Source organism: Paraferrimonas sedimenticola, assembly GCF_002282855.1.
GTDB classification, from domain to species: Bacteria; Pseudomonadota; Gammaproteobacteria; order Enterobacterales; family Shewanellaceae; genus Paraferrimonas; species Paraferrimonas sedimenticola.
The window spans coordinates 709,418-734,033 of the sequence record NZ_NRIR01000001.1; the positions used below are offsets into that span (position 1 = coordinate 709,418).

The window sequence follows — 24,616 nt, forward strand, 5'->3', positions numbered from 1 at the left end:
GCTAACCGCTGAAAAACTGACAAAAAAGCCTGCAATCCTAATCGATTGCAGGCTTTTTTGTTTACACGTCCGGTATGGTGGCCAAATCTGTGGCGAGTCGAATCTTTTGTTGCTCGAGATGGTCGCGCAGATTGGCAAACAGCTCTTGCACACTGGCCACCTCGGCGTGTTCGCGAAGCTCTTCATAGATATCGTGCAGTTGTTTGTCCAGCGCCATGGTCATTGATTCCACCAGCGCAGAATCCAGCGTATTCGACTGCTGAAACGCCATGATCGCCTCGGCCTTGCTCGGGTCTTCTGTATATTGAAAGAAGGTGTTCAACACGCCAATACTAGCCTGCGCCGAGTATTCTTTAATGGCGTTGGCCAACCGCAGCTGGTGTTCGCTTAGCAATTGAAACAACATGCCATCGCGTCCGTCTTCGCTGGAATCGTGCAGTTCTGAGTATTTTCGGCTTAGCGACAAGTGCAGATCCTGATGACGTTTCAGCACTTGATGAACTTGTTGGAAATTGGTCATATCGGGTCAGCGCGTTAGGGTTATTTGCTCTAACTATAGGCGGCCTTCACCAAATATGAGAAATAAAGCCGACGAAAATCGTCGGCCTTATGGGATAAAACAAAGGGCTTTCAGTTAGTTAATTTCGCTGAACCACTGGGAGCGGAACTCCTTCTCACAGTAGTGACATTTAAGTCTAAGCACATCGCCTGGCTTAACTTTAAAGTGAGTACTCACTGTAGCCTCGTGCGAGATGCAGTTGTGGTTAGGGCATGCCAACACACCTTCAATGGCATCTGGCAGTTCCACTCGAAACTTATCCACTACTTGGTAATCGCGAATCACATTAATAGTGGCGGTTTCGGCAAACAAGGCCAGCTGATTACTCTGCTCGCGAGTCAGCTCTATTCCTTCGAGTTTAATCAGGTCTTTGCTCGAACCGTCGTGAGTTTTTAGGTTCAGTCCAACCGTCACTCGATGTTGAGTGTTGGTCAGTTGGAAGAATTGCAAAATGCGAAAACCCATGCCCGCGGGAATGTGGTCGATTACCGTGCCCTGCTCAATGGCTTCAACTTGTAATTTGCGCGCACTCATAGTTCAAGCTCCTCTCGCAGCACCAGACTTAACAGAGCCTGGCGAGCGTACACTCCGTTTTCCGCTTGTTGGAAATAGTAAGCGTGTGGCGTGGCATCCACTTCGACGTCAATCTCGTCAACCCTTGGCAGTGGGTGTAGCACCTTGAGATTCGCTTTGGCGTCTTTGAGTGTGTCGTTAGTGATTACGTACTTTGACTTGAGGTACTGATACTCGGTTTCGTCAAAACGCTCGCGCTGCACTCGTGTGACATACAGAATATCCAACTCAGACACTATGCTGTCCAAATCGTCCACCAGAGTGAAGTTGACCGAGCGCTCGCTAAGCTCGCGCAAAATATAGTCTGGCATGGTCAAAGCTTCGGGCGCGACAAAATAGAACTGGCAGTCGAAATGCGCCATGGCTTGCGCCAAAGAGTGCACGGTGCGGCCGTATTTCAAATCGCCAACAAAGGCCAGTTTTAGCCCGTCCAGCGTCCCCTGGGTCTCAAAGATGGTGAACAAGTCCAGCAGAGTTTGTGTCGGGTGCTGGTTTGAGCCATCGCCGCCATTAATCACGGGGACTTTAGAGTACTCGCTAGCCAGGCGTGCCGCGCCTTCTTTAGGGTGACGCATGAAAAAGGCGTCGGAATAGCTGGAGATGACACTAACCGAATCGGCTAAGGTCTCGCCTTTTTGCCCCAAGCTGGTGTTGGCACCGTCAGCAAAACCAATCACGCTGCCGCCGAGGCGCTGCACCGCCGTCTCAAACGACAGACGAGTACGAGTCGAGGCCTCAAAGAAGCAACTAGCGACAACTTTTCCGGCGAGTAGATTGGGTTGGGGTTGTTGTTTGATGGATTGGGCTCGGGAGACGATCAGTTCCAGTTCTTGGCGACTGAGGTCCGAGATGGAGATAATATCCTTCTGGAATAAGGTATTAGTCATGAATTATCTCAATAGATTGTGTGGTCCAAACGGCCGAGCGACTTAAATTTAAGACACCCTTTAATTCGGGGAGCCAATATAGCATAAAACCAAAGCCAAGGGTGAGTTCGCCGTCAACAAAACTGACACTGACTAAAGCGAACAGATACAAAGACTTAATAAACTCGGTTGGCGCGGTATATTGCGGCACCGGCCACAGCGCAATTTCTCTCCACCCTCGCCTTACATATCGCCCCCTTTTTGTCAAATCGGTAAGCAACGTGCGAGCGAGGCTCGCTTTTCATACAATCGCTCTCCATTGTTCCACCACTGCCAAAGAGAGTTATGAGCCAGCCAGCAAAAGTTATTACGCGAAGCCCTGCCGACCGAGTACGTCATAGCGTTCTATTTGAAATAGGAATGCTGTTGTGTGCTGTGCCAATTGGCATGTTGGTGTTCAGTGCTAGCGCCTCGACTATCGGCGCCACCGCGATTGTGCTGTCTCTGATTGCCATGGTTTGGAACTATGTTTTTAACCTATTGTTCGACAAGGGCATGGTGGCCTTGTACTCGCACACCAATAAGACCGGTGCGATACGCATAGTTCACGCCGTGTTGTTCGAACTGGGTTTGTTGTTAGTGACAGTGCCGGTGATCGCTTGGGCGCTGCAAGTTAGCTTGTGGTACGCCTTTATTGCTGATATTGGTTTTGTGCTGTTCGCGCTGGTATACGCTTACAGCTTTAATTTGGGCTACGACAAATTGTTTCCCATTCCAAACGTCCAGCCGCAAGCTCAGCCACAAGAGCCAGCCTAAAACTCTATTCCATGAAAAACGGGACTCGCTTTTTATAAAAGAGAGTCCCGTTTTTTGTTTTAGAGGCGACCAAGCTTAAGGCGTGATGTCCTTGGCTGGCGTATTCACGTCAGGTAGCGGCTCGCCCTGCAGTACAGGCACAGGTGACTGATTGATTTGACCTTGCAGGTATTCAATCGCTTTGGCCAACTGAGCGTCGCTGCCGTTAAAGGTCGCCAGAGGTAAGTTGTCCACGTACACGTCTGGCTCAACCCCGTGGCCTTCCACAATCCAACGACCGTCAATGGCGTACTGAGTGAACTCGGCTACACGCGCCATGCCGCCATCGGTTAGGCGGTTGCGACCGCTCAACCACACGCCAGCACCAGCAGTGCGCTGTCCAATTAGCGGTGCCACGCCCAACGCCTTAATACCGGCAGAAAAGGTTTCACCGTCGGAATAGGTCAGCTGGTCGGTCAGCACTACCAAGTGACCTCGGTAGGCTTGCTGCATATTGGTGTAAGCTTTGTCGCCCGGGTTTTGCCAGAAAGCCCAGGCTTTGCGCATTAGCTTTTCAATCACCCAAGAGTCGATGTTGCCACCGCGGTTGCGACGTACATCAATGATCAAGCCTTGCTTGTCTAGGTTGGCGTAAAACTCACGCGCAAAAGAGGCAATATCGCTGGAAACCATAGAGTACAGATGCAAGTAACCGATGCGGCTATCCTGTGCATTCACCTTATCAACATTGCTATACACCCAGTCCTGATACTTAAGCTTGTTGTGCTGCCCAGCCGACACTGGAGTGACTATGGTGTCGATGGTGCGACTCGAGCGCTTAAGGGTCAGTTTGACTTGCTGCTTGGCTTGGTTGCGCAGCGCGGCTGTGAGTTCGCCAAGATCTTTCACCTTGCGACCGTTAACCGCCACAATCACGTCACCGTCTTGAGCATTAACTCCGGCAGCAGCCAGAGGACCCGACATTTCAGGCACCTCAGGGTCGGTGCGATAAATGCGCTCGATGCGAACCCCTTGGCTGGCGTTGGCTAAGCGAGCACCCAACAACGCACTTTTGGCTGGGTTGGCTAGCTTGTCAAAATCACCTCCGCGCACTTGCGAGTGCAGAGCATTGAGCTCGCCCATCATCTGCGCGAACAAATCATTGAGCTCGTGACGGTCGGTCAAACGCTCCAGCAAAGGCTGATACTTGGTTTTGGTGGCTGCCCAATCCAGGCCGCGCATGGTCGGGTCGAATAGCGAATCTCTGTGCTGGATCCAAGCGTCGTGGAACATGGCATTCCACTCTTGCTTTGGCTCAAGCATCATCTGCCAAGGTTTGGTATCTAGTTGCGCTTGGCTTAAGTCATCTGGCGCCTTTTCACCGGCAGCTGCAATGAATAGCTTCTCGCCGCCGTTGGAGTGACTGCGCCAGAAGATCTGCTCAGCATCGTTAGACACTTCAAAGCTTCGAGCATCTTTGGCAAAAGTCGCTACGGCTGGCTTTTGCGCGTCGTACTTGAGGTAGGCAATCTCAGGTGCCTGCGCTGGGTTCAGCCCGCGCTTGAGCATATACAAACCGTCTTTGCCCGCTTGCAACTGACTGTAGTTACCTGCGGCTACCGGTACTGGCCACAAACGTTGCTTGATGCCATCCCAATCCAAATCATACTCAGCGTCGTCTTCCGGAGTTTTCAACAGCTCGTTTGGCTTTTGAAATGGATACGGCGCGTCTTTGGTCAAGCCAAATGCATAGATTTGAGTGCGGTTGTCAAACACAGGTCCCATGTTGCGATCGCCCCATGGGCTGCCAGGCGTGGCCACAAAGGTGCGGTTAGACAACAAGTACAGCCAGTGACCGTCTTGCGAGAAGGTCGGCGCAAACGACTCATACTTTTGCGAGGTCAGCACCTGAGTTTCGTTCTCTTCCACATCGTATAAAGCCACTGCCGGGCGGTCTTCGCCTTTCATGGTGCGGGTGTAGGCCAAAAAGCGGCTATCGCTCGACCAGCTCAAGTCTTGCAGCGGTGAATTGCCATTGGCATTTTCTAGAATTTTGCGGTTCTTAAAGTTTTTGGTATCCATCAAAAACAGGTTGCCCGCTTTGTCGTCGTGAGCCAGGTAGCGACCGTCTGGCGACAAGCTCAGATTCCAACGGAAGGTATTGGCATCTTTGGTCAACTGTCTGGCCTGCTCGCTGCCATCGGCGGCGTAGCGCCAAATCTCGTTCTCGCCAGCGGCATCGTTAATCACGTAGACGTAGCGACCGTCTGGGCTTACCTGAGTGTTGCGGCTGCGGCTATTGGCTGGCGTGGCCAGCTCCACTAATCGCGACTTGTCTTGTTTCACCAGCGCTACCTTGCCGCGACTAGTGACTGCAACGGATTTGCCATCACCGCTTAAGCTGAAGAGGGAGGCGTACTTCATTGGTTTTTCAACCCAGCGCTGCTGGCGCTCGCCAAAGTCAGAGGCCAGTTCAATGGCTACCGGCGCAGACTTGCTGTTAGCCAAATCCAACAGGTGAATGTCGGCACCCAATTGGAACACTATCTTGTTGTTGTCCAGTTGTGGCGCGCGTACCTGCCAGTCTTCAAAGTCAGTGTGCTGGGTCAGGTCGGTACCCTCGATGCTCATCGACCAGATGTTGGCGCTGCCAGAGGCATCCGATAGGAAGTAGATGCGGTCTTGATGCAGCATAGGGTGTGACAAGCTGCCTTGATGTTGTGGCAGTAATTGCACTGCTTCTTGGTCGGTGCCGATTTGATAGCGCCACAGTTGTCCCATGGCACCACCGCGATACAGCTTGGCGTTATCGCCCGTGGTTTGCAGGCCAAAGCGAGTGAACACTAGATAGCGGCCATCGGCGCTAATGCTGCCCTGATTGGCATCCGCCAATGGCAAATCTTGGGTGACCTTGGTTTGTGGGTCGACGCGACGCAATACCCAGTAATTACTTGGTCCGTTGGCGTTATCTGTGGAGTAAAGCAGTTGGCCTTGGGCATCAAAGCCTTGCAGACGCACACGGCTAGATTCAAAAGTTAAGCGCTCCGGCACGCCGCCGCTTAGTGGCATGCGATACACCTCACTGGCACCTTCGTAGTTGGCCACATAGGCCACCCACTCACCGTCTGGCGAGATGTGCGCTTGGCGCTCTTCGGCGGGATGAGTGGTCAATCGCTGGCTCATTTGCGAACCCAACTGAGTTTTCCACAAGTCACCTTCAGCGGTGAATACCAGAGTGTCCTGGTGCAAACTTGGGAAGCGATAATAGCCTTGGGCCGCGCTTGCGCTCGCGCTAAGCGCCATGGTTGCCGCTGCAACCACGCCGGCCAAAATTCGAACTTTGTGTGCCATGCCAATTCCTATGCTTGGGAGGTTTCGAGACGGATGCGATGCACGCCGCCCTTATTTTGATTATTTGGCAGTTAAAGTAGCAAAGGCGATATTAAATTCCTATGCCTTTTAGCCCGAACAATCACACCTATGACCACCACTAAAGCTAGTGTCCAAGCCACATCAGCCTTTCCAATACACACAGTCATCTCATTGTTTTTGTAATGAAATATCTCCATCGAAGGAAATTGATGGAGTCAGGTTATGGTTAAACTAAATCCACTGGCGGAAATTGGCGCGATAAGCGAGTTCTGGCGCGGCTATCAAGCATCGCAACAAAAAAGTGAGTTTGTGATTGCCTCGATAAAGGTGCCGCTAAACGCACTAAGCTCTAGCTATGACGAGATAATGAGCACAGTGAGTATGCTTAACGACTGCATATGCGGTGTGGATGTGGCGCGTTCGGACGCGCAACAAGCGACTTTAGTGGTGGTGGCCGATCCTGTCCAAAACCAGCATCAATGGGCCCAGCTCAAGCAACGCACCCAAGCCGCAATCGACTGGATTTAAGCGAACTTGCTCATAAATCCAGCAAAGAGCTGCTGAAAAGCTTGTAATTCAACGCCGCACAGGTTGAGATGACTCTCAAAAAATAAGGAGTCTATCTATGCCTGCTGGCACCATTACCTCAATTCTACTCGCCTCTGCTGTTACTCACAGCGCCCCTTTGATGAACGCGCAAGCGCAACAAGAGTTCTACAACAACTTGCTGCCCCTGTGTGGTAAAGCCTTTGAAGGCAAGGTGATCAACCCTACCGCTCAAGACGAGAGTTTCTCGAGCAAGCGTCTGGTAATGCACGTGCGCAACTGTGCTGACGGCCAAATTCAAATTCCATTTCACGTTGGCGACAACGCTTCACGCACCTGGATCTTAACTTGGACCGGCTCTGGCATTAGCCTGAAGCACGACCACAGACTGCCAAGCGGCGAAGATGACCCTGTGACCATGTACGGCGGCCACACTCAAGCGGCGGGCTTTGCCCACCATCAGTCGTTCCCGGTTGACCCCTTCTCGCAAGAACTGTTCATCAAGAGCAAAATTCCTGCTTCCACTGGCAACACCTGGCACATGAGTGTTTATCCGGACCGCTTCACCTATGCCTTAACTCGCGAAGGGCGTAACTTTGAAGTTCAGTTTGATTTGACCAAACCAGTTGAGTTACCAGTAACTCCGTGGGGTTACAAAGACTAAAGTGCCAGCCTTTGTTTGACTGATAACTTTGGTGACAACCTTATGCTGTGCTAGCTTAACAAGCAGGTATTTTTGAGCTTGGAACCCAATATGAAAACCCAAATTCTGATCGCCTCGCTGCTGCTAGCCACAGCCGGCTGCCAAGATGAACCGGCGGCAAAGCCTCAGCCCCAACCCGAGCCTGAGCCAAGGCCACAAGTTAGCCAATTAAAAAGCGAACCGGTGGAGAAAGTGATGCAGCAAGCTCACGAAAAACAGGCTCAGATGAGCGGTACGGTCAAATACATCGCTCTTGAAGGTGGCTTCTTTGGAATAATTGGCGCCGACGGCCAGCAACTACTGCCAAGCAACCTGCCACAAGAGATGCAGAAAAACGGCCTAGTCATCAGCTTTGGCATGCGCCCAGACAATGAAACCATGGGCATACAGCAATGGGGCACTCGAGTGGTGTTATCGAACCCGAAAGTCGTCGACGACCGCGGTGTTAGCGACCCAAGCCACTAACCGTTCACATTAGTGTTTTGTGAACTAGCTCTGCGTTCAAGGCATGCCGCTATGGCATGCTTTGCTTACTTTTAACTGCTGCGAATTCTCTCGATGTCCGAACCCTTATATTGGTTTCAACGCCTGACTAAAACCGCGCTGCGCGCCTTACATATATTGGGAATATGCGGCGTTGGCGGTGGCGTGCTGTTCAATCTGGAGAGCAGTGTGTTTCAGGACTATTGGCTGATGACGATAGCGACTGGAAGCATATTAATGGGCTGGGAAGTGCTGCGCTCACCCGTGTGGCTGGCACAACTAAAAGGCGTTCTCACTCTAGTCAAATTGGGGCTGTTGGCGCTGTTCCTACCCTTTCCCGAGTATCAGGGCGAACTATTCATCGCGATTTTGCTATTGAGCGTGTTGGTCACTCATGGGCCATCGGGACTGCGTCACTTCTCTATCGTACACATGCGCAAAATCTCCTCCAAAGGGGAAATCAAAGGCTAACCTTGCCAACTGGATTAGGCTGCCCTAAGTTAAGGGTTATCCAGGCTAAACTAAGGCGGCCAAGTTGTTTCCCTACCCAGAGCATTATCGAATCGCGTTAGCACCACTTCTCACGGGTTTAATGGTGGTGTGGGCACTCTTGCTGGACTGGCTGATGCCGGCGGCGCATCCTTTGGCGCTGTACCCCTTGTTGGCTTTCTTTCCCTTGGTGTCGCTGCTGCATATCTACCTGATGTTTGACGGACGCGCGCTCAAGCGTCTCGATGCGCTCTTCTACGCGCTAGTCCACATACCGCTGAGCTTTGTGGTGTGGACCTTTTGCATCAGTTTGGTGATGGGCAAAGCAATCGGCTAACATCCCTCGCCCAGACCACCAGATCACACCCAAACAACACATTGATAACACACTGTCACACAGCCAATTCGGCCTGTGTTGGCAATAATGAACCCATGAATTAAGCCCAGCTTAGTTTCATGCATCTCTCCTTGTATATTGTTTTTGCCTCGGTTTTTACCGAGGTTTTTTTTGCTTAAAAATCAGCAACACACAAACGACACACAAGAGTACACAGCCAAAATAAGGCTCATCTAACATACTGTAATCACGCGTTAAGCAAAGCGCTTAACCAACCGAATTCTCCTTGCTAAGTTGTAAGCTTCGCCCCAGACCATTGTCTGGGGCTTTTTTTTGGTTGTGTACCTTTAGTTGTGAACACAGGACACACAAACTCACACAAGTGTCACACAGAGTAATTTAGCGAACAGTGCGATAGTTAACTCACGCGTTAGGCAAAGCGCCTAACCAACCGAATTCTCCTTGCTAAGTTGTAAGCTTCGCCCCAGACCATTGTCTGGGGCTTTTTTTATTCCAAAAAAAATCGCCACACAAGGCGACGATTTTCTAAGGGTTAGATATCAGCTTAGGCTGGCTGGTCACTCAGGTTTAAGCTGCGTTGTTTCAGTAACCACTTCCCGTAGAAGTAGAAGCCAACTGCCGAACACAGACCGACACAGCCCATGATCTGCCATACCAGACCAATGTTGAACATCTCGGCCATCTGCGCGGTCAGTTCCCACTTCTCGATGCCGGTAACTTCTACCAGAGCGTTAAAGTGCTCACCGTTAGCTACCGCGTCGATTTGACCTTGAGTCCAGCCATGGTCATCTGCCAGCAGTTGCTTAGACAGCGTTTCTTTCGAGGCCCACTTGTCGTACATCAGCGGCGCGGTGGCACTTTCTAGTACCATACCAATACCCACAGAGAACTCTTTAAAGCCAAGGTACATGGCTTTCTTGTCCGAAGGCGCGACGTTGGCAATGAACTCTTTGGCTTTCGGGCTGGCTAGCATCTCACCGGTAGAGAACATGGCAATCGCCAGCGCCATAAACCAGGCGTAGTGGAAGTCGGCAATGACGAACATGGCGCCACTACACAACAAACAACCGGCCACAATGGCATCCATGGTGCGGAACTTAGCCGCTACACCCGCGACGATGAAACAGGTCAGCATGATAAGGCCAGCGTTGATGTTCATTAGGCCTTCTGGCATCACTTTAGTACCGGCGAAGTCTAGCCCCAAAATGCCAATCCAAAAGCCAGAATCAGTACCACCTGAGCCAAACAGAGTGGTCACAATGACGCTAGTGTCTACCCAGTCGCGGATGTGTACTGGCAGAACGTCAAACAGCGAGAAGAACATGTACCAGAACATGGCAAAGATACCAGTGTACAGCAGCATGATCGGACGGAAGAACTCGTTGAGTGACTCTTTTAGCAGGGACTGATGAGCTTCGGCATTAGCTTTGCGAGCCAAACGCGCTTCTTTACCTGGCTCTTTGTAGGCCAATAACAGCAAGAAGTTTAGCGAGATGATAACCGCACAGGCGTAGAACACGTTGTCCCAAGACAGCTGTCGCAATTGCGCTGCTACCAAAGGCCCTGCCCAACCACCAATGTTTACTGTCTGGTAGAAAATACCCCAGCCCATGGAGGAGTTTTGCGGCGTGGTAGTATTGGCCAGCGTCCCTTGAATTCCGGGTTTAAAGATACCCGTACCCAAAGCCAGAATCACGGCACCTGCTAGGAAGCCCTCAAAGAAGGGGAACCAAGCCATTACCAGATAACCGGCAATCTTGACGATTGTCGATAGCGCGATAGTTTCTTTGTAACCCAAACGGTCGGCCAGGCCGCCGATGAGTACAGGGGTAAAGCTTTGTACCGCAGCCCATGCGGTCAAAATAATACCGAAGTCGGTCATGGTAATACCAAGACCACCATTGGCTGCCGAGTCAGTGGCGTACAAACCCGCGGTCGATTTGACCCCGTAGTATGCCAATCGCTCGACCATCTCCATGCCACCGATTATCCAAAATACGTATCCGAGACTCGCAATCGAGGCCCAAAAGCCAAGTTGCTTGCCATCAATTTGTTGACTGGGAGACATTCACACCCCTTTTAGTTCTTATAAGTATTGGTACTGCCCTGCGAGTCGATGCTCACTTGAGGGTCAGTCAGGTTAAACTAAAGTTCTGAGTGAATAAACCCGACCACTTCTAAAAATGCTTGCTCGGGTCGCATTTCGCCATTAAGGTGTGCGCCAACTAACCCCACAAGCCTCGGAGCATCAATGCCTGATTTTGTCTACCAACCGCCAAAGACCCCGCATTTGGACGTGCTGCATCAAGACAAAGACATCATAGTGCTCAACAAGCCTTCCGGTTTGTTGTCGGTGCCAGGGCGGGATCCGGCCCACTACGACTCGATTTACGCGCGAGTGCTCGAAGAGCATCCCAATGCGCAAATTGTGCATCGTTTGGACATGGCCACCTCTGGAGTGATTGTGGTGGCACTGCGCCGAAATGCCGAGCGCGAGTTAAAGCGTCAGTTTCGAGACCGTGAGACTAGCAAGACCTATCACGCACGAGTGTGGGGACACTTAGAGCAGAAGCAAGGCAGTGTGGACTTGCCATTGATTTGCGACTGGCCCAATCGCCCGAAACAGATGGTGTGTTATGAGAATGGCAAGCCGTCGCTGACCCACTACAAGGTGTTGCGGGAAGATAAGCAGTCGAGCTTGGTTGAACTGACGCCCATAACTGGCCGTAGCCACCAGTTGCGAGTGCACATGATGGCATTGGGACATCCGATTCTTGGGGATAACTTTTACGCGGAAGCCCAAGCCAAGGCCCTATCGCCGCGACTGTTACTGCACGCCAGCTCGCTGACCATTGCCCACCCATATAGCGAGCAAGAGCTGACCTTTGCTTGTGAGGCCAGCTTCTTAGAACCTGAAGGCGAGCAATAAGCTAGAGCTTGTAATAGTTGGTCATCAACTTGTAAAGCTCAGTACCTTGGTGCACCGCGGCTGATGCAAAGTGCAGCACAGGAATCGCATCTTGAGGTAGGTTCAAAGTCTCGACCACCTGCCCTTGGCCGATTTGCTCAAGCTTTAACAAGCGAGCCAGTGGCTCACCGGCTTTTAGCGGCTCACCTAATGGAGCCAAATACTCCACCATGGCGCCACCTGGCGCGTGCAACTTGCGATAGTCTTTTAACAAGCAAGCGTATCTGTCCATTTTCGCCGGTGCTGGCGCATCGGCGATCACGCCGTTGTTGCCCAAAAAGCTAGTGATGCCGATGGCGTCCTGATCCGCGGCCTCAATGTCGATGAGCTCCTGACTGCCAAGTTCGAGGGTGTAGGCCTGAACCGCCATCGCCTGATTGTGGCCACGCTTGGCCAGCGCTTGTTGCAATTGCCACCAAGGATGAAAACAGGCTTCATCGAGCGCACCAGCAAACTCATTGGGCATGAGCAAGACGCAAGGAATGTTTAAGTGGCTGGCCTGGGCTTTGAGGATCTCAGGGCAATACAGGTGGCGACAAGACTTGGGCCCTGTGTGCAAGTCCAGCACAATATCGTGCTCATGGGCCAAGGCTTGCAAGCGGTAACAAAGATGCTGACCAGTACTCACTCCCCAAGGGTTTACTAAGCGTGTCTCGCACTGCTCGACCAAGTGAGCGCGAAAGGCGTGAGTGAGCGCATCGCCGCTGAGCTCAGGGTTGGCGTCCAGCCAAGCCTCTACATCAATGTGATCACCCAGATATTGGCGATTCCAGTTAACCCCGGTAACCGGGTCGAATCGGCCCAAAGTAAACTCACCGCTTTTCTGGTTAATACCCATCGGGTTGGACAATGGTACCAAAGTGACTTCGCCGTATACTTCTAGAGTTTTAAGGCGCTCAAGTAGCGCCAACAATACGGCGTTACCCTGCACTTCGGCACCGTGCAAATTGGCTTGAATGTAGACCTTGGGACCAGGGCGGCCCTGATTGTATCGATACACAGGCACGTCTAGTGCTTGCCCGGTGGCTAATTGCCCAACGGTGATCGATTCTTTATTTAGCATGAGTGTCCTTTGCCCTTGGTCTTACTCAAACAACGCGCGGTGCAAACGCTGCACCACAGCCTCGACATCGTTTTGCTCAACCAAGAAGCAGATGTTGTGCGGGCTTGCCCCTTGGCAAATCAAACGCACGTTAAATTCACTAATCAATTCAAAAACTTTAGCGCAAACACCGGGAGTCGAGGCAATGCGATTGCCGATAATGCCGATAAGCGCCAAATCCTGCTCGACGCTCACCTCGCACAAGGGCGATAGGTCTTTAAGAAGCTGGGGCTGAACCAAGGCCTTGCCAGAAGAATCAGAGCCGGTTTGGTCAAGAGTCAGCGCCACCGACACTTCGGAGGTGGTTATCAAATCAACACTAATGTGGTGTTTGGCTAGTACTGCAAACAACTCAGCCAGGAAACCCTGAGCGTGTAGCATGTTAAGGCTATGACAGGTCAGTAGGGTTTGCTCTTTGCGTACCGCTAAAGCGCGGAAAGTGGGCTCGGTTTGGACCCGGTCGCGGATCCAGGTACCACCGCTTTGCGGGTCGCGACTGCTACCAACAAACACGTCAATGCCCGCACGGACCGCAGGTACGATAGTCGCCGGGTGCAGAACTTTGGCGCCAAAGGTGGCCATTTCCGCCGCTTCATTAAAGGTAATTTCGCGAATAACACCGGCGTTGGCGACCATGCGTGGGTCGGTGGTATAGATACCGGCGACATCAGTCCAGATTTGCAGGTTGTCCGCATTCAGCGCTTCGGCAAATATCGCCGCGCTAAAATCGCTACCGCCACGACCTAGCGTGGTGGTTTGGCCCTTGTCATCGGCTCCTACAAACCCTTGGGTCACCTGAATCGCTTGAGCCAGACGTGGCGCTAAGTGTTCATTTGCCAATAGCTGGACTTGCTCGTGCTGCACTTGGGCGCGACCAAAGTGACTGTCGGTGCGAATCACGGTTTTGGCATCAAAGCACTCAGCCACGCCGCCGTTTTGATTCAAGACTTCAGTAAAAAGCAGCGATGAGCAGGCTTCGCCTAGAGAAAGCAGACGCTCGCGACGCTCGGGGAGATTTTGCTGAGCTTGGGCTTCGGCCAACTCGCCAATTTCGGATAAATAGGCATCGAGCTGACTAGCCAAGGCTTGTGGACGCCCTAACTGATTAAAAATCCCAGATTGAATCTCACTGATTTGGCTGAGGTAGTTTTGACGAAGTTGTGGCTCACCCACGCCGTTCGACAAACTGACAAGCAGATTGGTGACCCCAGCAGAGGCACTGACTACCACCACTCGAATGTTGTTGTCCGCCAATACAATGTCGGCGCAGCGACGCATAGCATCGATGTTTGCGACCGAGGTACCACCAAACTTGGCTACAGAACAATTCATTAATGCACTCCGTGGATCGTGAAGTGCACAGCAAGGGATGAAGGATCCCCAGCAGAAGCACCCCACTTTATTGTTATTAAATAAAGTGACAGTTGTGGAGTTTCACCCCCCGGCAACCGATGACAATCGCGGCCATTCGCGCTTGTCACCTCGGCGTAGTCCTCCCTGATAGCGTGTCTTCGGATATGGCCCTCGACGCTACTGCCTAGGCTACGCACCTCTTCTGAAATACGAGTTAGCGTTAGTAAACTGATTCGTCGGCGCTTCGTCAAGGGCATAGCTTCAATATCAAGAAAGTCTCATTCGAAATCGCGAAACAAGGGGTATAAAAAAGCGGCACAATCCTTCAAAACACATGATTAACTTACTGTTTTTTAACACTGTAGCGGTTCAGCTGAGCCGGCCTTTTAGACCCGAACAAACCAGCGGACAACTCAATCCCAGCAACAGCTTGATTAAATTTTCAGCAATTCGCTAACAGTTGGCTACTTACGCCAACTGGCGTCTCGGATTGGTCAGTAAGTATGACGCTTGGGAACTTTCGACCTAAACCTGTCTCCAATGCCTCAGGCAAACTCAAATATCCCTGCTAAGCTCTTGATTACTCAACAGCCTTAGCTATCGCTTTATTACCACAATCTAAACCGCTTATTCTTTAAGCAAGATTGTGAGCTGTATCAAAGCCCGTCGTTTTGATACCACAAACAGTTTGTTAACAAACCGCTAAAAGGGTAGACTGCGCGCCGGGAATTGCCTGAGTTTCGGGCGCAACGCATTGATGCGTAAAGACTAACCCGTTAGAGAAGTGTTTCGAGTTTTCCACCGATGCGAATCAGGTTAGTCAAAAGAAAATGAACACATTCACGTTACAAAAAAACACCAGCCTTTCAGCTTTGTTCAGCTATTGTTAAAGGTAGTTAGTGTATAAGAGAGGCATTCGATTCTTTGGTTTGCATTCTAAACCAACGAGTTAGCTTGTTTTTTTTGAAATTTAGGTAGAAAGCATGCAAAACCCACACATTTTGATTGTTGAAGATGAAGCGGTAACCCGAAAGACCCTTCGCAGTATTTTCGAAGCTGAAGGCTATCAAGTCACCGAAGCCAATGACGGTGACGAAATGCACCGCGCTTTGTCTGAGAGCAAAGTCAATTTAGTGGTAATGGACATTAATTTGCCCGGTAAGAATGGCCTGTTGCTGGCGCGCGAACTGCGCGAAACCACCAACTTGGGTCTGATTTTCCTAACCGGCCGCGATAACGAAGTGGACAAGATCCTAGGTTTGGAAATTGGAGCTGACGATTACATTACCAAGCCGTTTAACCCACGTGAGCTGACCATTCGCGCTCGCAACTTGCTGACTCGCGTTAGCACTTCTGCAGCGGACAGCAGCGACAAGAGCGCTATCGAGTTCTATCGCTTCAATGGTTGGACTTTGGAAATCAACAGCCGCTCACTATTGAGCCCAACCGGTGAGACCTTCAAACTGCCTCGCTCTGAGTTCCGTGCCATGCTGCACTTCGTTGAGAACCCAGGCAAGATTTTGGGCCGTGCCGACTTGTTGATGAAGATGACTGGCCGCGAGCTTAAGTCTCACGACCGCACCGTTGACGTTACCATTCGCCGTATCCGTAAGCACTTTGAAAGTGTGCCAGATACGCCAGAAATCATCGCCACCATTCACGGTGAAGGCTACCGCTTCTGCGGTCAGCTTGATGAAGAGTAAAACGCTCTCACTAAAAAACCGGCTGAATAGCCGGTTTTTTTGTATCTGAAACAAACTGATTAGCCAGCAAGCGAGGCAGCCATCGCCACCCCGCGAGTCTTATTAACCCGAGAACACAGCCACAAACTGTGCACCGATAATCACCACACCACTTAGCAGCACAGCAATCAAGGCCGGCATACCGCCGCTAACCTGATAGCCTTCCATGCCCGCAGCGCGTTGCTTAATCGCTTCCATGACCGGCAGTACCAACACCATGAACACCAATGGGATTGCAGCAAAGCCAAGCAGAGCGACAAAGCCTTCTGGGTAGTAGATAGCCAGGAGTACAGGCGGAATATAAGTAATTAATGCAGTGCGAGCACGACCGCCTAGGGTTGGCTTGGCGCGCGTCAGTTCGCTCAAAAAGTCGAACAAGCTCAGGGTCACGCCTAAGAAAGAAGTAATCAGCGCCAAATCAGCAAACACAAAGACTAGGTTACCAATCCAGGTAGAGCTAGAGGCTTGTTGCATGGCTTGAATCATTTCAGCCACACCGCCTTCAAAGCTAGCTAGGTTGTCGATCCCCACGGTACCAAAGCTCACAATCAACCAGAAGGTATAACAGGCCAGTGGAATGGTCGAACCGATCAGCAGTACTTTGCGCAATGGCTTGGCTTCGCCCTGCAGGTAACCCACCAGACTGGCGATACACACGTGAAAGCCAAAAGAGGTAAATACAACAGGAATGGCTTGCATCCAGCCTAGGCCTTGGTCGCCTTCGACTAGTGAGCGCGACAGACTACCGACAGCCACATCGTCCACCAGCGCGAACAGCACCACCACCAAAATGGCCATCATTACCGAGAAAGCCAGACGCGAGAACTTATCTACCCAAGCCACACCGATTGCAGCGACAGCACCTAACACCAGAGTAAATAGCAGAACCGCCATTTCGTTGTTCAGAGCAACCCCAAACAAGCCCTCGGCACGGGCCACCAGCAGCGATGCACCGCCGGTCAAGTAAGCGGCGGTAATCGAATACAAGAGGCCAAGCATAGACACACCCATGACCACTTGGCCCGGCTTGCCTAAAAACTTACCAGCGATGGCGTGCAGGTTGTCACCCACGCCTGAACGCAAGTTAACTTCGAGCATGAGCAAGCCGGTATAGGCCGACAGTAGCCAAATAGCCACCATCAAAATCATGGCTTGGGTAAATCCGAGGGCAGCAGTCGCTAGTGGCAGCGCCAGCATACCCGCGCCAATCGCGGTTCCAGCAACAATGGCAATGGAGCCTAAGGCTTTAAAATTCAAATCTTGTTCCTTAATCAGGAATACTCGAACTTGTTAGCAACCCGGAAACGGTTATCAGGTTAAAATTCGAGCGTTGATGAAAAAATGAGTGGTTCAAAGCACATTAGCAAAGGCTTTTTTGCCAATCAAGGGCCGCTAACTTTGCGCGGGCAAAGCGTTTCTTTTCAGTGAGTGGCAGGTAAACAAAGCTGCAAAAACATTAATATAAAGCTAAATGAACAAAACGTGACCAGCGGACTTCTTTGGTTAAAAATTTCCTGCTAAAGTGTTGACGGTATTGGGGTAATGAGAAAAATAAAAGATGCAACCCGAAGTCAATCAAGTCACAGTTTTCTATTATGACAGCGATGAGCTGCTCACCTTAAAGACCGCGCTACTTAGCGACTTAAACGTCAGTAACGATCGCGTGATCCTTCCGCAAGGTTTTCGCCATGACAAAATCATCGTGGCCGTGTGCGAGGGTGAAGTGAAGGTGCTGAACGCACTGGGCGATAGGGTCGACCAAGAACCGGCCAGACTGCAATTCGCCTAACCTCAAATTTTAGGTAAAAAAAAGCTACTTCCTAATTGGGTGGAAGTAGCTGTGTTGAGTGTGACGTCCATTTCTATTGGAACAAAAGACTGTGCGTTGACGCTTGCCAACGCTTGAGACAAATAATATCCCTTCAGCCCTTTTTGGTATGTTCCTTTTGTGCCTTGGAATGTGTGCAGCCCGTTTCGACCTAGTTAAGCTGGCTTGAGGCCAAGTTTTTCTAGAATCCACATCATTGGGCACCAGCCGCTAAAGGCCGACTGAATTTGATTGAGCGCCACGAATACGCTTAACCATACCCAGATTGGGTCTACCCAAATAGTTAGCGCCAATGACAGCAATAACACGCTGCCTGCGACCAATCGTAATCCTTCGTTTACTGTCATGATTTGCTCCTCGCGATTTAACAATACACTTGATGCAAAGCTTCCAGTAACTGCTCCAACTCTTTGTCGACCACCGAGAAATACTTGTAGCTACCGTCGCTGCGCGCCTGAATCAGCCCTTGTAAGCTCATCGCCTTTAAAAACTGAGACACTTGCGATTGCGAAAGACCGGTTAAGCCTTCTAGCTGGCTAACGCTTTGCTCTCCTTGAGCCAGGTGACACAGAATCAACAGACGCTTAGGGTGCGACAGGACTTTCATCACTTGCGCTACCTTTTCACACTGTTGCCCCATTGCCTCTAGGCTCATATTGGCTTTAGCCGTCATAGTTTCCTCGTTACTCGTCAAACTCGATTGCGAGAGTGTACCGGATTGTGTTTGCATTATCATATTACAATATTATAATGCCGATATGTCAACTCATGAATTCGAGTCGTTTTATGTCTAACCCGATCGATACTATGGTCAAAGCCAGTTTGCAAAGTCGCCTACCCCTGTGGATTTTGGTGACAGCACTGGTGATGGGTGTGCTGGCGCTGCAGCTCACCCCAAGGGAAGAAGAGCCGCAAATTCGAGTCCCGATGATCGATGTGCAAGTGCTTGCCCCTGGCCTATCCGCCCAGCAGGTGGAAAAACAAGTCAGTATTCCACTGGAAAAACTGCTGAATCAAATTAAAGGTGTAGAACACATCTACTCCCAAAGCTCCGCGGGCATGGCCATGGTGACCTTGCGCTTTGAAGTCGGCCAACCCCGCGAGCAATCGCTACTGGACACTTATAACAAGCTGCACTCCAACCTAGACCGAATACCTGCGGTAGTTAGCGACTGGCAGCTAAAGCCGATGGAAGTGGACGATGTACCTGTAGTGGCACTAGGCCTTTGGAGCGAAAACCCACAGCAGGTGGATGCTTACCAGCTAGGGCGTTTAGCCCAAGAAGTGGCCATTCAACTGCAGGCGATTGCCGATACTAGCGAAGTGAAACTGGTTGGCGCTTTAAAGCGTCAATTGCGAGTGGAGCTTGACCCAAGCGCGATGGCCGCACGCCAGGTGTCCACCGAGGAAGTGATTAACGCGGTGCGTCAGAGCCACGCCCGCCAATACGCCGGTGAGCTCACCGTTGCCAACCAACAAATTCGCTTAGAGAGCGGTGATTGGGCGCGCACCAAAGCCGAGCTAGAAGCTCTGCCTGTCGCCGTGGTAAACGGCGCGCAGGTGCCATTAGGGGATATCGCCACCTTGGTGGACGGCGCTGAGCAAGCCCAACAGTATCAGTGGCTGCAGTTTGCCAATAACAGTTCTAAATCTTCCGACCACAGTGGTCAGTATCCTATGGTGACCTTGTCGGTGGCCAAACAACCCGGCGCCAATGCGGTCACCATTGCCAATCAAGTCCACCAGCTAATGGCACAGCTGGAAAGCGAGTGGCTGCCAGACGGAGTGAAGGTTGAGGTCCTGCGCGACTACGGCCAGACCGCCAACGAGAAGGTCAACAATTTAACCGGCTCGCTGGCCTTTGCTGTGGTGACCGTGGTGATTTTCATTGGCCTATTTTTGGGCTGGCGCGCCGCAATTGTCGTGGGCTTAGCTGTACCTATCTGTTACGGCATAACTTTGGGTTTGGACTTAGCCTTTGGCTATACCATTAACCGAGTCACTCTGTTTGCGCTGATCTTGTCGCTGGGTTTATTGGTGGACGATCCGATCACCGGTGTGGACAACATTGAGCGTCACCTTCAGCTTGAGCGCAGCTCGAGCAAGTCCGCCGAAGAGGTCAGCGATGGCATTACTCAAGCCATGTCGGAAATTCGCCCGGCGCTGTTGATGTCGACCCTGACGATTGTACTGGCGTTTGTGCCCTTGGCCTTTATCACGGGCATGATGGGCCCCTACATGGCGCCGATGGCGTTTAACGTACCAGTTAGTGTGACCGTGTCTACTTTGGTTGCCTTGTTAGTTACCCCTTGGTTGGCCAAGGCCTGGTTAAAACCCAAGCCTCAAGCGCAACAGTCCGTTGAAGTTAAGCCTAGCCTTTACTCTCGTGTGCTTACCCCTCTGTTAGAGTCGCGCAAAGCCGCCAAGCTGAGCTTGTGGTTGGTACTGGGCTTGTTTGCTTTGGCGGTTGCTCTACCGGCGATGCGCTTGGTTCCGCTAAAACTACTGCCCTTTGACAACAAGAACGAAGTGCAGGTGATCATCGACATGCCGCCTTCTGCGAGCTTACAGGCGACCGCGGCCAAGACTCAGGCGGTGGCCAATGCAGTGGCCGAGCTTAACGAGGTGGACGCGATTGCCGCCTATGTGGGTGAGGCCTCGCCAATGGACTTTAACGGTTTGGTGCGTCGCTACTACCAACGCAACCAGTGGTATCAGGCCGAACTTCGCTTAACTCTGGCCGATAAATCAGTACGCGAGCATCAGTCGCACGCCATCGTGCTGCGCCTTCGTGAGCATTTAGCCCACTTTAATCAGGGGGATGAGCGCATCAAGGTGGTAGAAGTGCCACCGGGCCCTCCTGTGATGAGCACCCTTGTGGCCGAGGTGCGCCGCGATCCGTTAGTAAGTGCCGATGCCGCCGAGCAAAGCGCGCGGAATCTTATGGCACGCTTGAACCAAGAAGCTCACGTGGTTGAGGTGGACTCGAGCTTGTCGCGCTACCAAGAGCAAATGAATTTTGTGGTTAACAAGCAAAAGGCCGCTCAATCTGGGGTGTCCACTCAGCAGGTAAATCAAGCCTTACAACTGGCGAACGGCGGTCTGGTGGCTAGCCACTGGCCTTTGGCGCACGAGGCTGAACCAACACCTATCATGCTGCAGTTCGGCCGCGATCTTCGCAGCCAACTGAGCGACTTTGACCAATTGCAGTTCAAGAGCCAAGCCGGCTTTGTGCAGCAAAACCAAGGTGAAGGTCTGGATGCCAGCCCACGGGCTATGGTGGCGCTGGCGGAATTGGGCGAATGGCAAAGCCAAGCGGTGGATGCCACTCTGTTCCGCAAGGACTTAAGCCCAGTGATCTATGTAACTGCCGAGGTTAACGGACGCACGCCTGCCGAGGTGATTGCCGATATCAATGCGGATCAGGGCAAAACTGACACTGGCGCGCCTGTGCCGGATTGGCAGTCGCGCTCTTTTCTTAATAATGGCGCTAATATCCCTTGGCAAATGGAGCCAGGCACCAAAGTTAGCTGGACCGGCGAGGGTGAGCTTAGAATCACCATACGTGTGTTCCGCGATATGGGTATCGCGTTTGCCTTTGCCCTAGCCGCTATCTACCTGGTGCTGCGCTGGCAGACCCAAAGCGCTGCGCTAGCCGGGATTATCATGTCGGCTATCCCACTGACCATGATTGGCATTATGCCAGGCTTTTATCTGATGAATCAGTTTGGCGAACGTGTGATTGCCGGTGCACCTGAGCCTGTACTGTTCACCGCCACCGCCATGATTGGAATGATAGCTCTGGCTGGCATTGCCGTGCGCAACTCGTTAATTTTGGTGGAGTTTATCGGCGCGCAGCGCAAACTTGGTGTGCCTATTAAGCAAGCTCTGCTGCAAGCCGGTGACGCGCGGCTGCGCCCCGTGCTACTGACCGCTGGTACCACCTTACTGGGTAACCTGGTGATCACCCTAGACCCAGTCTTTAGCGGACTGGCCCTAGCCATTATTTTCGGTATTTTAGCCTCCACCCTATTTTCACTATTGGTGGTGCCAGTGGTGTACCTGTTGGTATTCGACAAGCCACAAGCCAACCCAACTCAAACCCTAAAGGATGCCTCATGAAACGTATTAGCTTAACTCTCGCCGCAATCGCCATGCTGGTGATTGTGATTGTGTGGATGGCCGGTGGGTTTAACGAACAAATCGAGCCAGGCCAACAAGCCGCAGCGCCACTTGATAACAGTGCTGAGACGCAAACCCTAAGCCCCACCCAGTTACAGGGTTTTGAGGCGGTTGCCGCGAGCTTGGCCGCTGAGCACAACACCGACTTGTCTTCACAAGTGATGGCGCGTATCGCCAAGATTCAAGTGCGGGCGGGCGATTCAGTCACAGCAGGCCAAACTCTGATCACTCTAGAGCAAGAGGACAGCCGCTCGGTGTTAGCCCAAGCCGAAGCTCAGCTAAAAGCCACCCAAGTGCAACGCCAAGATGCTGAGCGTCAAAACCAAAGGGTTAGCGAGTTGGCGGCAAAAGGACTGGCCTCCAAGGCGGAGCGAGATCGCGCTCAGGCCCAGTTGGACACCCTAACAGCTCAGGTTAAACAGGCGGAACAATCCCTGTCGCAAGCTAAAGCCAACTTGAGCTACCGCCAAATTGCCGCGCCTATTGACGGTGTGATTGTGGATCGCTTTGCCGAAGAAGGTGACATGGCCAACCCGGGTAAACCTCTGTTGAGCTTGTACAATCCGCAAGCCCTGCGAGTGGAGGCCAAAGTGCGTGAAAGCTTGGCAGTAGACCTAGTAGTGGGCCAACAACTAACGGTAGAGATCCCTGCGCTGGAGTTAACTACTACGGCCTTGATTACCCAAGTGGTACCCGCCGCGGATAGCAACAGTCGCAGCGTTACCATTAAGGCCAAGCTCGAGGCGGCGCCGCAATTGCGCCCAGGTCTTTACGCCAGTCTGCAAATCCCTACCGAGACTCGCGATGCCCTGCTGATTGACGATGCTTATCTCGTGCGCCAAGGACAGCTGCAAATGGTTTATGTGAAAACCGAGCAGGGCTTAAGTCGTCGCATTGTTGAGCTGAGTCAGGCCAGATACCAGGGCAAACGCGAAATCCTGTCTGGATTGCAAGCTGGTGAGCAACTGGTGATGCCCCCAACCCGATAGATAGTCCGCGTTAGCCAAAACTGAGCTATTGAGTAGAAAAAACGTCGAGCGCTGTTAAGCCTCGACGTCTTTTATTGCTCTGCGCAAATCTCATTAGAGCAAACAATAGCAACAAGGTAGTGAATTCTATATAAATTGCTACTCTGGCTAGGCCAGCATTCCCTCTACTGCCTCGCGAGCGATTTGTTTGAGCTGTTCTTGGCTAGCGCCGTTTCGCGCCATAACCGCTAGCCCAAATTGCTGGGTTAACAGGTAGTGTGCCAACGTCTCGGGCTTCTTGTCGGAGCTTAGATTCTGTTTATCGATTTCATCGGCAAAGAACTGGCTAAAAGATGCTATCGAAGCACTGTTAATCTCAGTGACAGCCTTAGCCGCCTCAGCCGGCAGACAACTACTACCTGACTCGCAAGTGCTGTTGACCACAAAGCAGCCCAAGGGCAACTCGCTATCGGCAATCGAGCCAATCACAGAGTCCAAAAAAGCCACCAGCCGCGCTTGCAAGCTGGCCCCTTCGGTTTGCAGATGCAAAGCATGTGGCGAGCCATATTCGTTGACGTACTGATTGATAGCACTCACGAATAGCGCTTCTTTATTGCCAAACGCCGCGTACAGGCTGGGCTTATTGATACCCATAGCCGCTATCAAGTCACTCAGGGATGTGCCCGAGTAGCCTTTAGACCAAAACACCTGCAAGGCTTTTTGCAAAGATTCCTCTGCGTCAAACGCTCTGTGTCGACCCGCCGCCATATGTGCTCCAAAAAACAATTTCATCCATTAGCTTGACATTATATACCGCTCGGTACAGAATTCAAATATGTACCGATTGGTACAAAATTAGAATCTGACTATCAGATTGTGCGTATCGGAGAGTTAAGCAGTCGACGTTGTCCCGTGCTCACAGCCAACAAAATCACAGTATTGGAGAAACGACATGATTAATTTAGAAGGTAAAGTCGCAGTCATTACCGGCGGTAACAGCGGTATGGGTTTCGAAACTGCACGGCAGTTTAAGGCCCTTGGTGCTCGTGTAGTGATTACCGGCAGAAACCAAGACTCACTGCTTAGCGCAGCGCATCAATTGGGCGTAAGAAGTGTTGTCGCGGATCAATCCAAGTTGGACGACTTGGACAATCTAGTAAATGCAGTTAAACAGCAACACGGCAGCGTCGACATTCTGTTTATCAATGCAGGCGTGGCCTCCTTCGCACCGGTGGAGCACACCACAGAAGCCCAGTTTGACAACATCATGGACATCAACTTCAAAGGGGCCTTTTTTACCCTGCAAAAGTTCTTACCTATCTTGAACGATGGCGCCTCAGTGATAAACCTGTCATCCATCAATGCTTACACTGGGATGCCCAACACCGCGGTTTACGCCGCCAGTAAAGCGGCACTGAACTCACTAACTCGTACCGCCGCAAGCGAATTGGCACCGCGAAAAATTAGAGTGAATGCGGTTAATCCCGGCCCTATTGAAACAGCAATCTTTAGCAAGCTTGGTATGCCAGATGAGGCCATTGGTGAGTTCGCTCAAGCGATGCAAAACCGTATACCTCTGAAGCGCTTTGGTAAGCCAGAGGAAGTCAGTAACTTGGTGGCGTTTCTGGCATCGGATGCGGCCAGTTTTATCTCAGGGGCTGAGTACAACATCGATGGTGCGGTGAACGTTAATCCTCTACTGCAGTGATTAACTCGCGAAGGCTATCTG

At 51.6% G+C, this 24,616-nt stretch carries 23 protein-coding genes and 1 riboswitch; of the genes, 12 read left to right on the forward strand and 11 right to left on the reverse strand.

Going from position 1 to position 24,616, the window contains the following annotated elements:
* Positions 1-61 precede the first annotated feature (61 nt).
* The 3 genes from CLC93_RS03065 to pyrB form a co-directional block, all read right to left on the reverse strand.
* Entirely contained in the window at positions 62-520 is a 459-nt protein-coding gene (locus CLC93_RS03065; protein WP_095504457.1) for a hypothetical protein, read from the reverse strand.
* A 114-nt stretch (positions 521-634) separates the two neighbouring features.
* A complete protein-coding gene (gene pyrI / locus CLC93_RS03070; RefSeq protein WP_095504458.1) occupies positions 635-1,093 on the reverse strand; it encodes an aspartate carbamoyltransferase regulatory subunit in 459 nt (152 codons plus the stop codon).
* Positions 1,090-2,019, reverse strand: coding sequence for an aspartate carbamoyltransferase (pyrB, locus tag CLC93_RS03075; protein ID WP_095504459.1), 930 nt, complete (start codon positions 2,017-2,019; stop codon positions 1,090-1,092). Before pyrB ends, pyrI begins: the two co-directional genes overlap by 4 nt.
* A 324-nt stretch (positions 2,020-2,343) precedes the next feature.
* Between pyrB and CLC93_RS03085 the strand changes: the two genes are divergently transcribed.
* A complete protein-coding gene (locus CLC93_RS03085) occupies positions 2,344-2,814 on the forward strand; it encodes a PACE efflux transporter (RefSeq protein WP_095504461.1) in 471 nt (156 codons plus the stop codon).
* 75 nt (positions 2,815-2,889) lie between these two features.
* Here the strand turns inward: CLC93_RS03085 and CLC93_RS03090 are convergent, their stop codons facing one another.
* Complete coding sequence (locus tag CLC93_RS03090; protein ID WP_095504462.1) at positions 2,890-6,144, reverse strand: S41 family peptidase; 3,255 nt, start codon at positions 6,142-6,144, stop codon at positions 2,890-2,892.
* A 243-nt stretch (positions 6,145-6,387) separates the two neighbouring features.
* Here CLC93_RS03090 and CLC93_RS03095 point away from each other — a divergent pair, with 243 nt between their 5' ends.
* The 5 genes from CLC93_RS03095 (at position 6,388) to CLC93_RS03115 (ending at position 8,723) form a co-directional block, all read left to right on the forward strand.
* Positions 6,388-6,693 carry a hypothetical protein gene (locus CLC93_RS03095; protein WP_095504463.1) on the forward strand — a complete coding sequence of 102 codons (306 nt, stop codon included), beginning with the start codon at positions 6,388-6,390 and terminating at the stop codon, positions 6,691-6,693.
* Between the two features lie 97 nt (positions 6,694-6,790).
* Positions 6,791-7,375, forward strand: a complete 585-nt coding sequence (locus CLC93_RS03100; RefSeq protein ID WP_095504464.1) for a hypothetical protein — start codon at positions 6,791-6,793, stop codon at positions 7,373-7,375.
* 90 nt (positions 7,376-7,465) lie between these two features.
* Positions 7,466-7,879, forward strand: coding sequence for a hypothetical protein (locus tag CLC93_RS03105; protein ID WP_095504465.1), 414 nt, complete (start codon positions 7,466-7,468; stop codon positions 7,877-7,879).
* A gap of 93 nt (positions 7,880-7,972) precedes the next feature.
* Entirely contained in the window at positions 7,973-8,368 is a 396-nt protein-coding gene (locus CLC93_RS03110; protein WP_095504466.1) for a hypothetical protein, read from the forward strand.
* A gap of 64 nt (positions 8,369-8,432) precedes the next feature.
* Entirely contained in the window at positions 8,433-8,723 is a 291-nt protein-coding gene (locus tag CLC93_RS03115) for a hypothetical protein (RefSeq protein ID WP_095504467.1), read from the forward strand.
* A 565-nt stretch (positions 8,724-9,288) separates the two neighbouring features.
* Here CLC93_RS03115 and CLC93_RS03120 read toward each other — a convergent pair.
* Entirely contained in the window at positions 9,289-10,812 is a 1,524-nt protein-coding gene (locus CLC93_RS03120) for an MFS transporter (protein WP_095504468.1), read from the reverse strand.
* A 183-nt stretch (positions 10,813-10,995) separates the two neighbouring features.
* On the opposite strand from CLC93_RS03120, the gene rluA reads away from it, so the two are divergent.
* Positions 10,996-11,673 (forward strand): bifunctional tRNA pseudouridine(32) synthase/23S rRNA pseudouridine(746) synthase RluA, encoded by a 678-nt coding sequence (gene rluA / locus CLC93_RS03125; RefSeq protein ID WP_095504469.1) that lies wholly within the window; start codon positions 10,996-10,998, stop codon positions 11,671-11,673.
* A gap of 1 nt (position 11,674) precedes the next feature.
* Here the strand turns inward: rluA and CLC93_RS03130 are convergent, their stop codons facing one another.
* Entirely contained in the window at positions 11,675-12,775 is a 1,101-nt protein-coding gene (locus CLC93_RS03130) for a M14 family metallopeptidase (protein WP_095504470.1), read from the reverse strand.
* A 21-nt stretch (positions 12,776-12,796) separates the two neighbouring features.
* Positions 12,797-14,146 (reverse strand): lysine-sensitive aspartokinase 3, encoded by a 1,350-nt coding sequence (lysC, locus tag CLC93_RS03135; RefSeq protein ID WP_095504471.1) that lies wholly within the window; start codon positions 14,144-14,146, stop codon positions 12,797-12,799.
* 47 nt (positions 14,147-14,193) lie between these two features.
* A riboswitch (Lysine riboswitch) is annotated at positions 14,194-14,377 on the reverse strand.
* Between the two features lie 773 nt (positions 14,378-15,150).
* Between lysC and arcA the strand changes: the two genes are divergently transcribed.
* Positions 15,151-15,870, forward strand: a complete 720-nt coding sequence (gene arcA / locus CLC93_RS03140; RefSeq protein WP_095504472.1) for a two-component system response regulator ArcA — start codon at positions 15,151-15,153, stop codon at positions 15,868-15,870.
* 102 nt (positions 15,871-15,972) lie between these two features.
* Here the strand turns inward: arcA and CLC93_RS03145 are convergent, their stop codons facing one another.
* On the reverse strand, positions 15,973-17,166 hold the full coding sequence (locus CLC93_RS03145) for an aromatic amino acid transport family protein (RefSeq protein WP_095504473.1): 1,194 nt from the start codon (positions 17,164-17,166) through the stop codon (positions 15,973-15,975).
* A 301-nt stretch (positions 17,167-17,467) separates the two neighbouring features.
* On the opposite strand from CLC93_RS03145, the gene CLC93_RS03150 reads away from it, so the two are divergent.
* Complete coding sequence (locus tag CLC93_RS03150) at positions 17,468-17,698, forward strand: TIGR02922 family protein (protein ID WP_095504474.1); 231 nt, start codon at positions 17,468-17,470, stop codon at positions 17,696-17,698.
* Positions 17,699-17,892: 194 nt separating this feature from the next.
* On the opposite strand, the gene CLC93_RS03155 is transcribed toward CLC93_RS03150, so the two are convergent.
* Both CLC93_RS03155 and CLC93_RS03160 read right to left on the reverse strand, forming a co-directional pair.
* Positions 17,893-18,084: a YgaP family membrane protein gene (locus tag CLC93_RS03155; protein WP_095504543.1), complete on the reverse strand. Its 192-nt coding sequence runs from the start codon at positions 18,082-18,084 to the stop codon at positions 17,893-17,895.
* Between the two features lie 17 nt (positions 18,085-18,101).
* Positions 18,102-18,410, reverse strand: a complete 309-nt coding sequence (locus tag CLC93_RS03160; RefSeq protein WP_169902788.1) for an ArsR/SmtB family transcription factor — start codon at positions 18,408-18,410, stop codon at positions 18,102-18,104.
* A gap of 113 nt (positions 18,411-18,523) precedes the next feature.
* On the opposite strand from CLC93_RS03160, the gene CLC93_RS03165 reads away from it, so the two are divergent.
* Both CLC93_RS03165 and CLC93_RS03170 read left to right on the forward strand, forming a co-directional pair.
* Positions 18,524-21,859: an efflux RND transporter permease subunit gene (locus tag CLC93_RS03165; protein ID WP_095504476.1), complete on the forward strand. Its 3,336-nt coding sequence runs from the start codon at positions 18,524-18,526 to the stop codon at positions 21,857-21,859.
* Positions 21,856-22,908 (forward strand): efflux RND transporter periplasmic adaptor subunit, encoded by a 1,053-nt coding sequence (locus CLC93_RS03170; RefSeq protein ID WP_095504477.1) that lies wholly within the window; start codon positions 21,856-21,858, stop codon positions 22,906-22,908. The genes CLC93_RS03165 and CLC93_RS03170 overlap by 4 nt, the downstream gene beginning before the upstream one ends.
* Before the next feature lie 147 nt (positions 22,909-23,055).
* On the opposite strand, the gene CLC93_RS03175 is transcribed toward CLC93_RS03170, so the two are convergent.
* On the reverse strand, positions 23,056-23,655 hold the full coding sequence (locus tag CLC93_RS03175; protein WP_095504478.1) for a TetR/AcrR family transcriptional regulator: 600 nt from the start codon (positions 23,653-23,655) through the stop codon (positions 23,056-23,058).
* Between the two features lie 184 nt (positions 23,656-23,839).
* On the opposite strand from CLC93_RS03175, the gene CLC93_RS03180 reads away from it, so the two are divergent.
* Positions 23,840-24,595 carry a glucose 1-dehydrogenase gene (locus tag CLC93_RS03180; RefSeq protein ID WP_095504479.1) on the forward strand — a complete coding sequence of 252 codons (756 nt, stop codon included), beginning with the start codon at positions 23,840-23,842 and terminating at the stop codon, positions 24,593-24,595.
* The last annotated feature ends 21 nt before the right edge of the window (positions 24,596-24,616 follow it).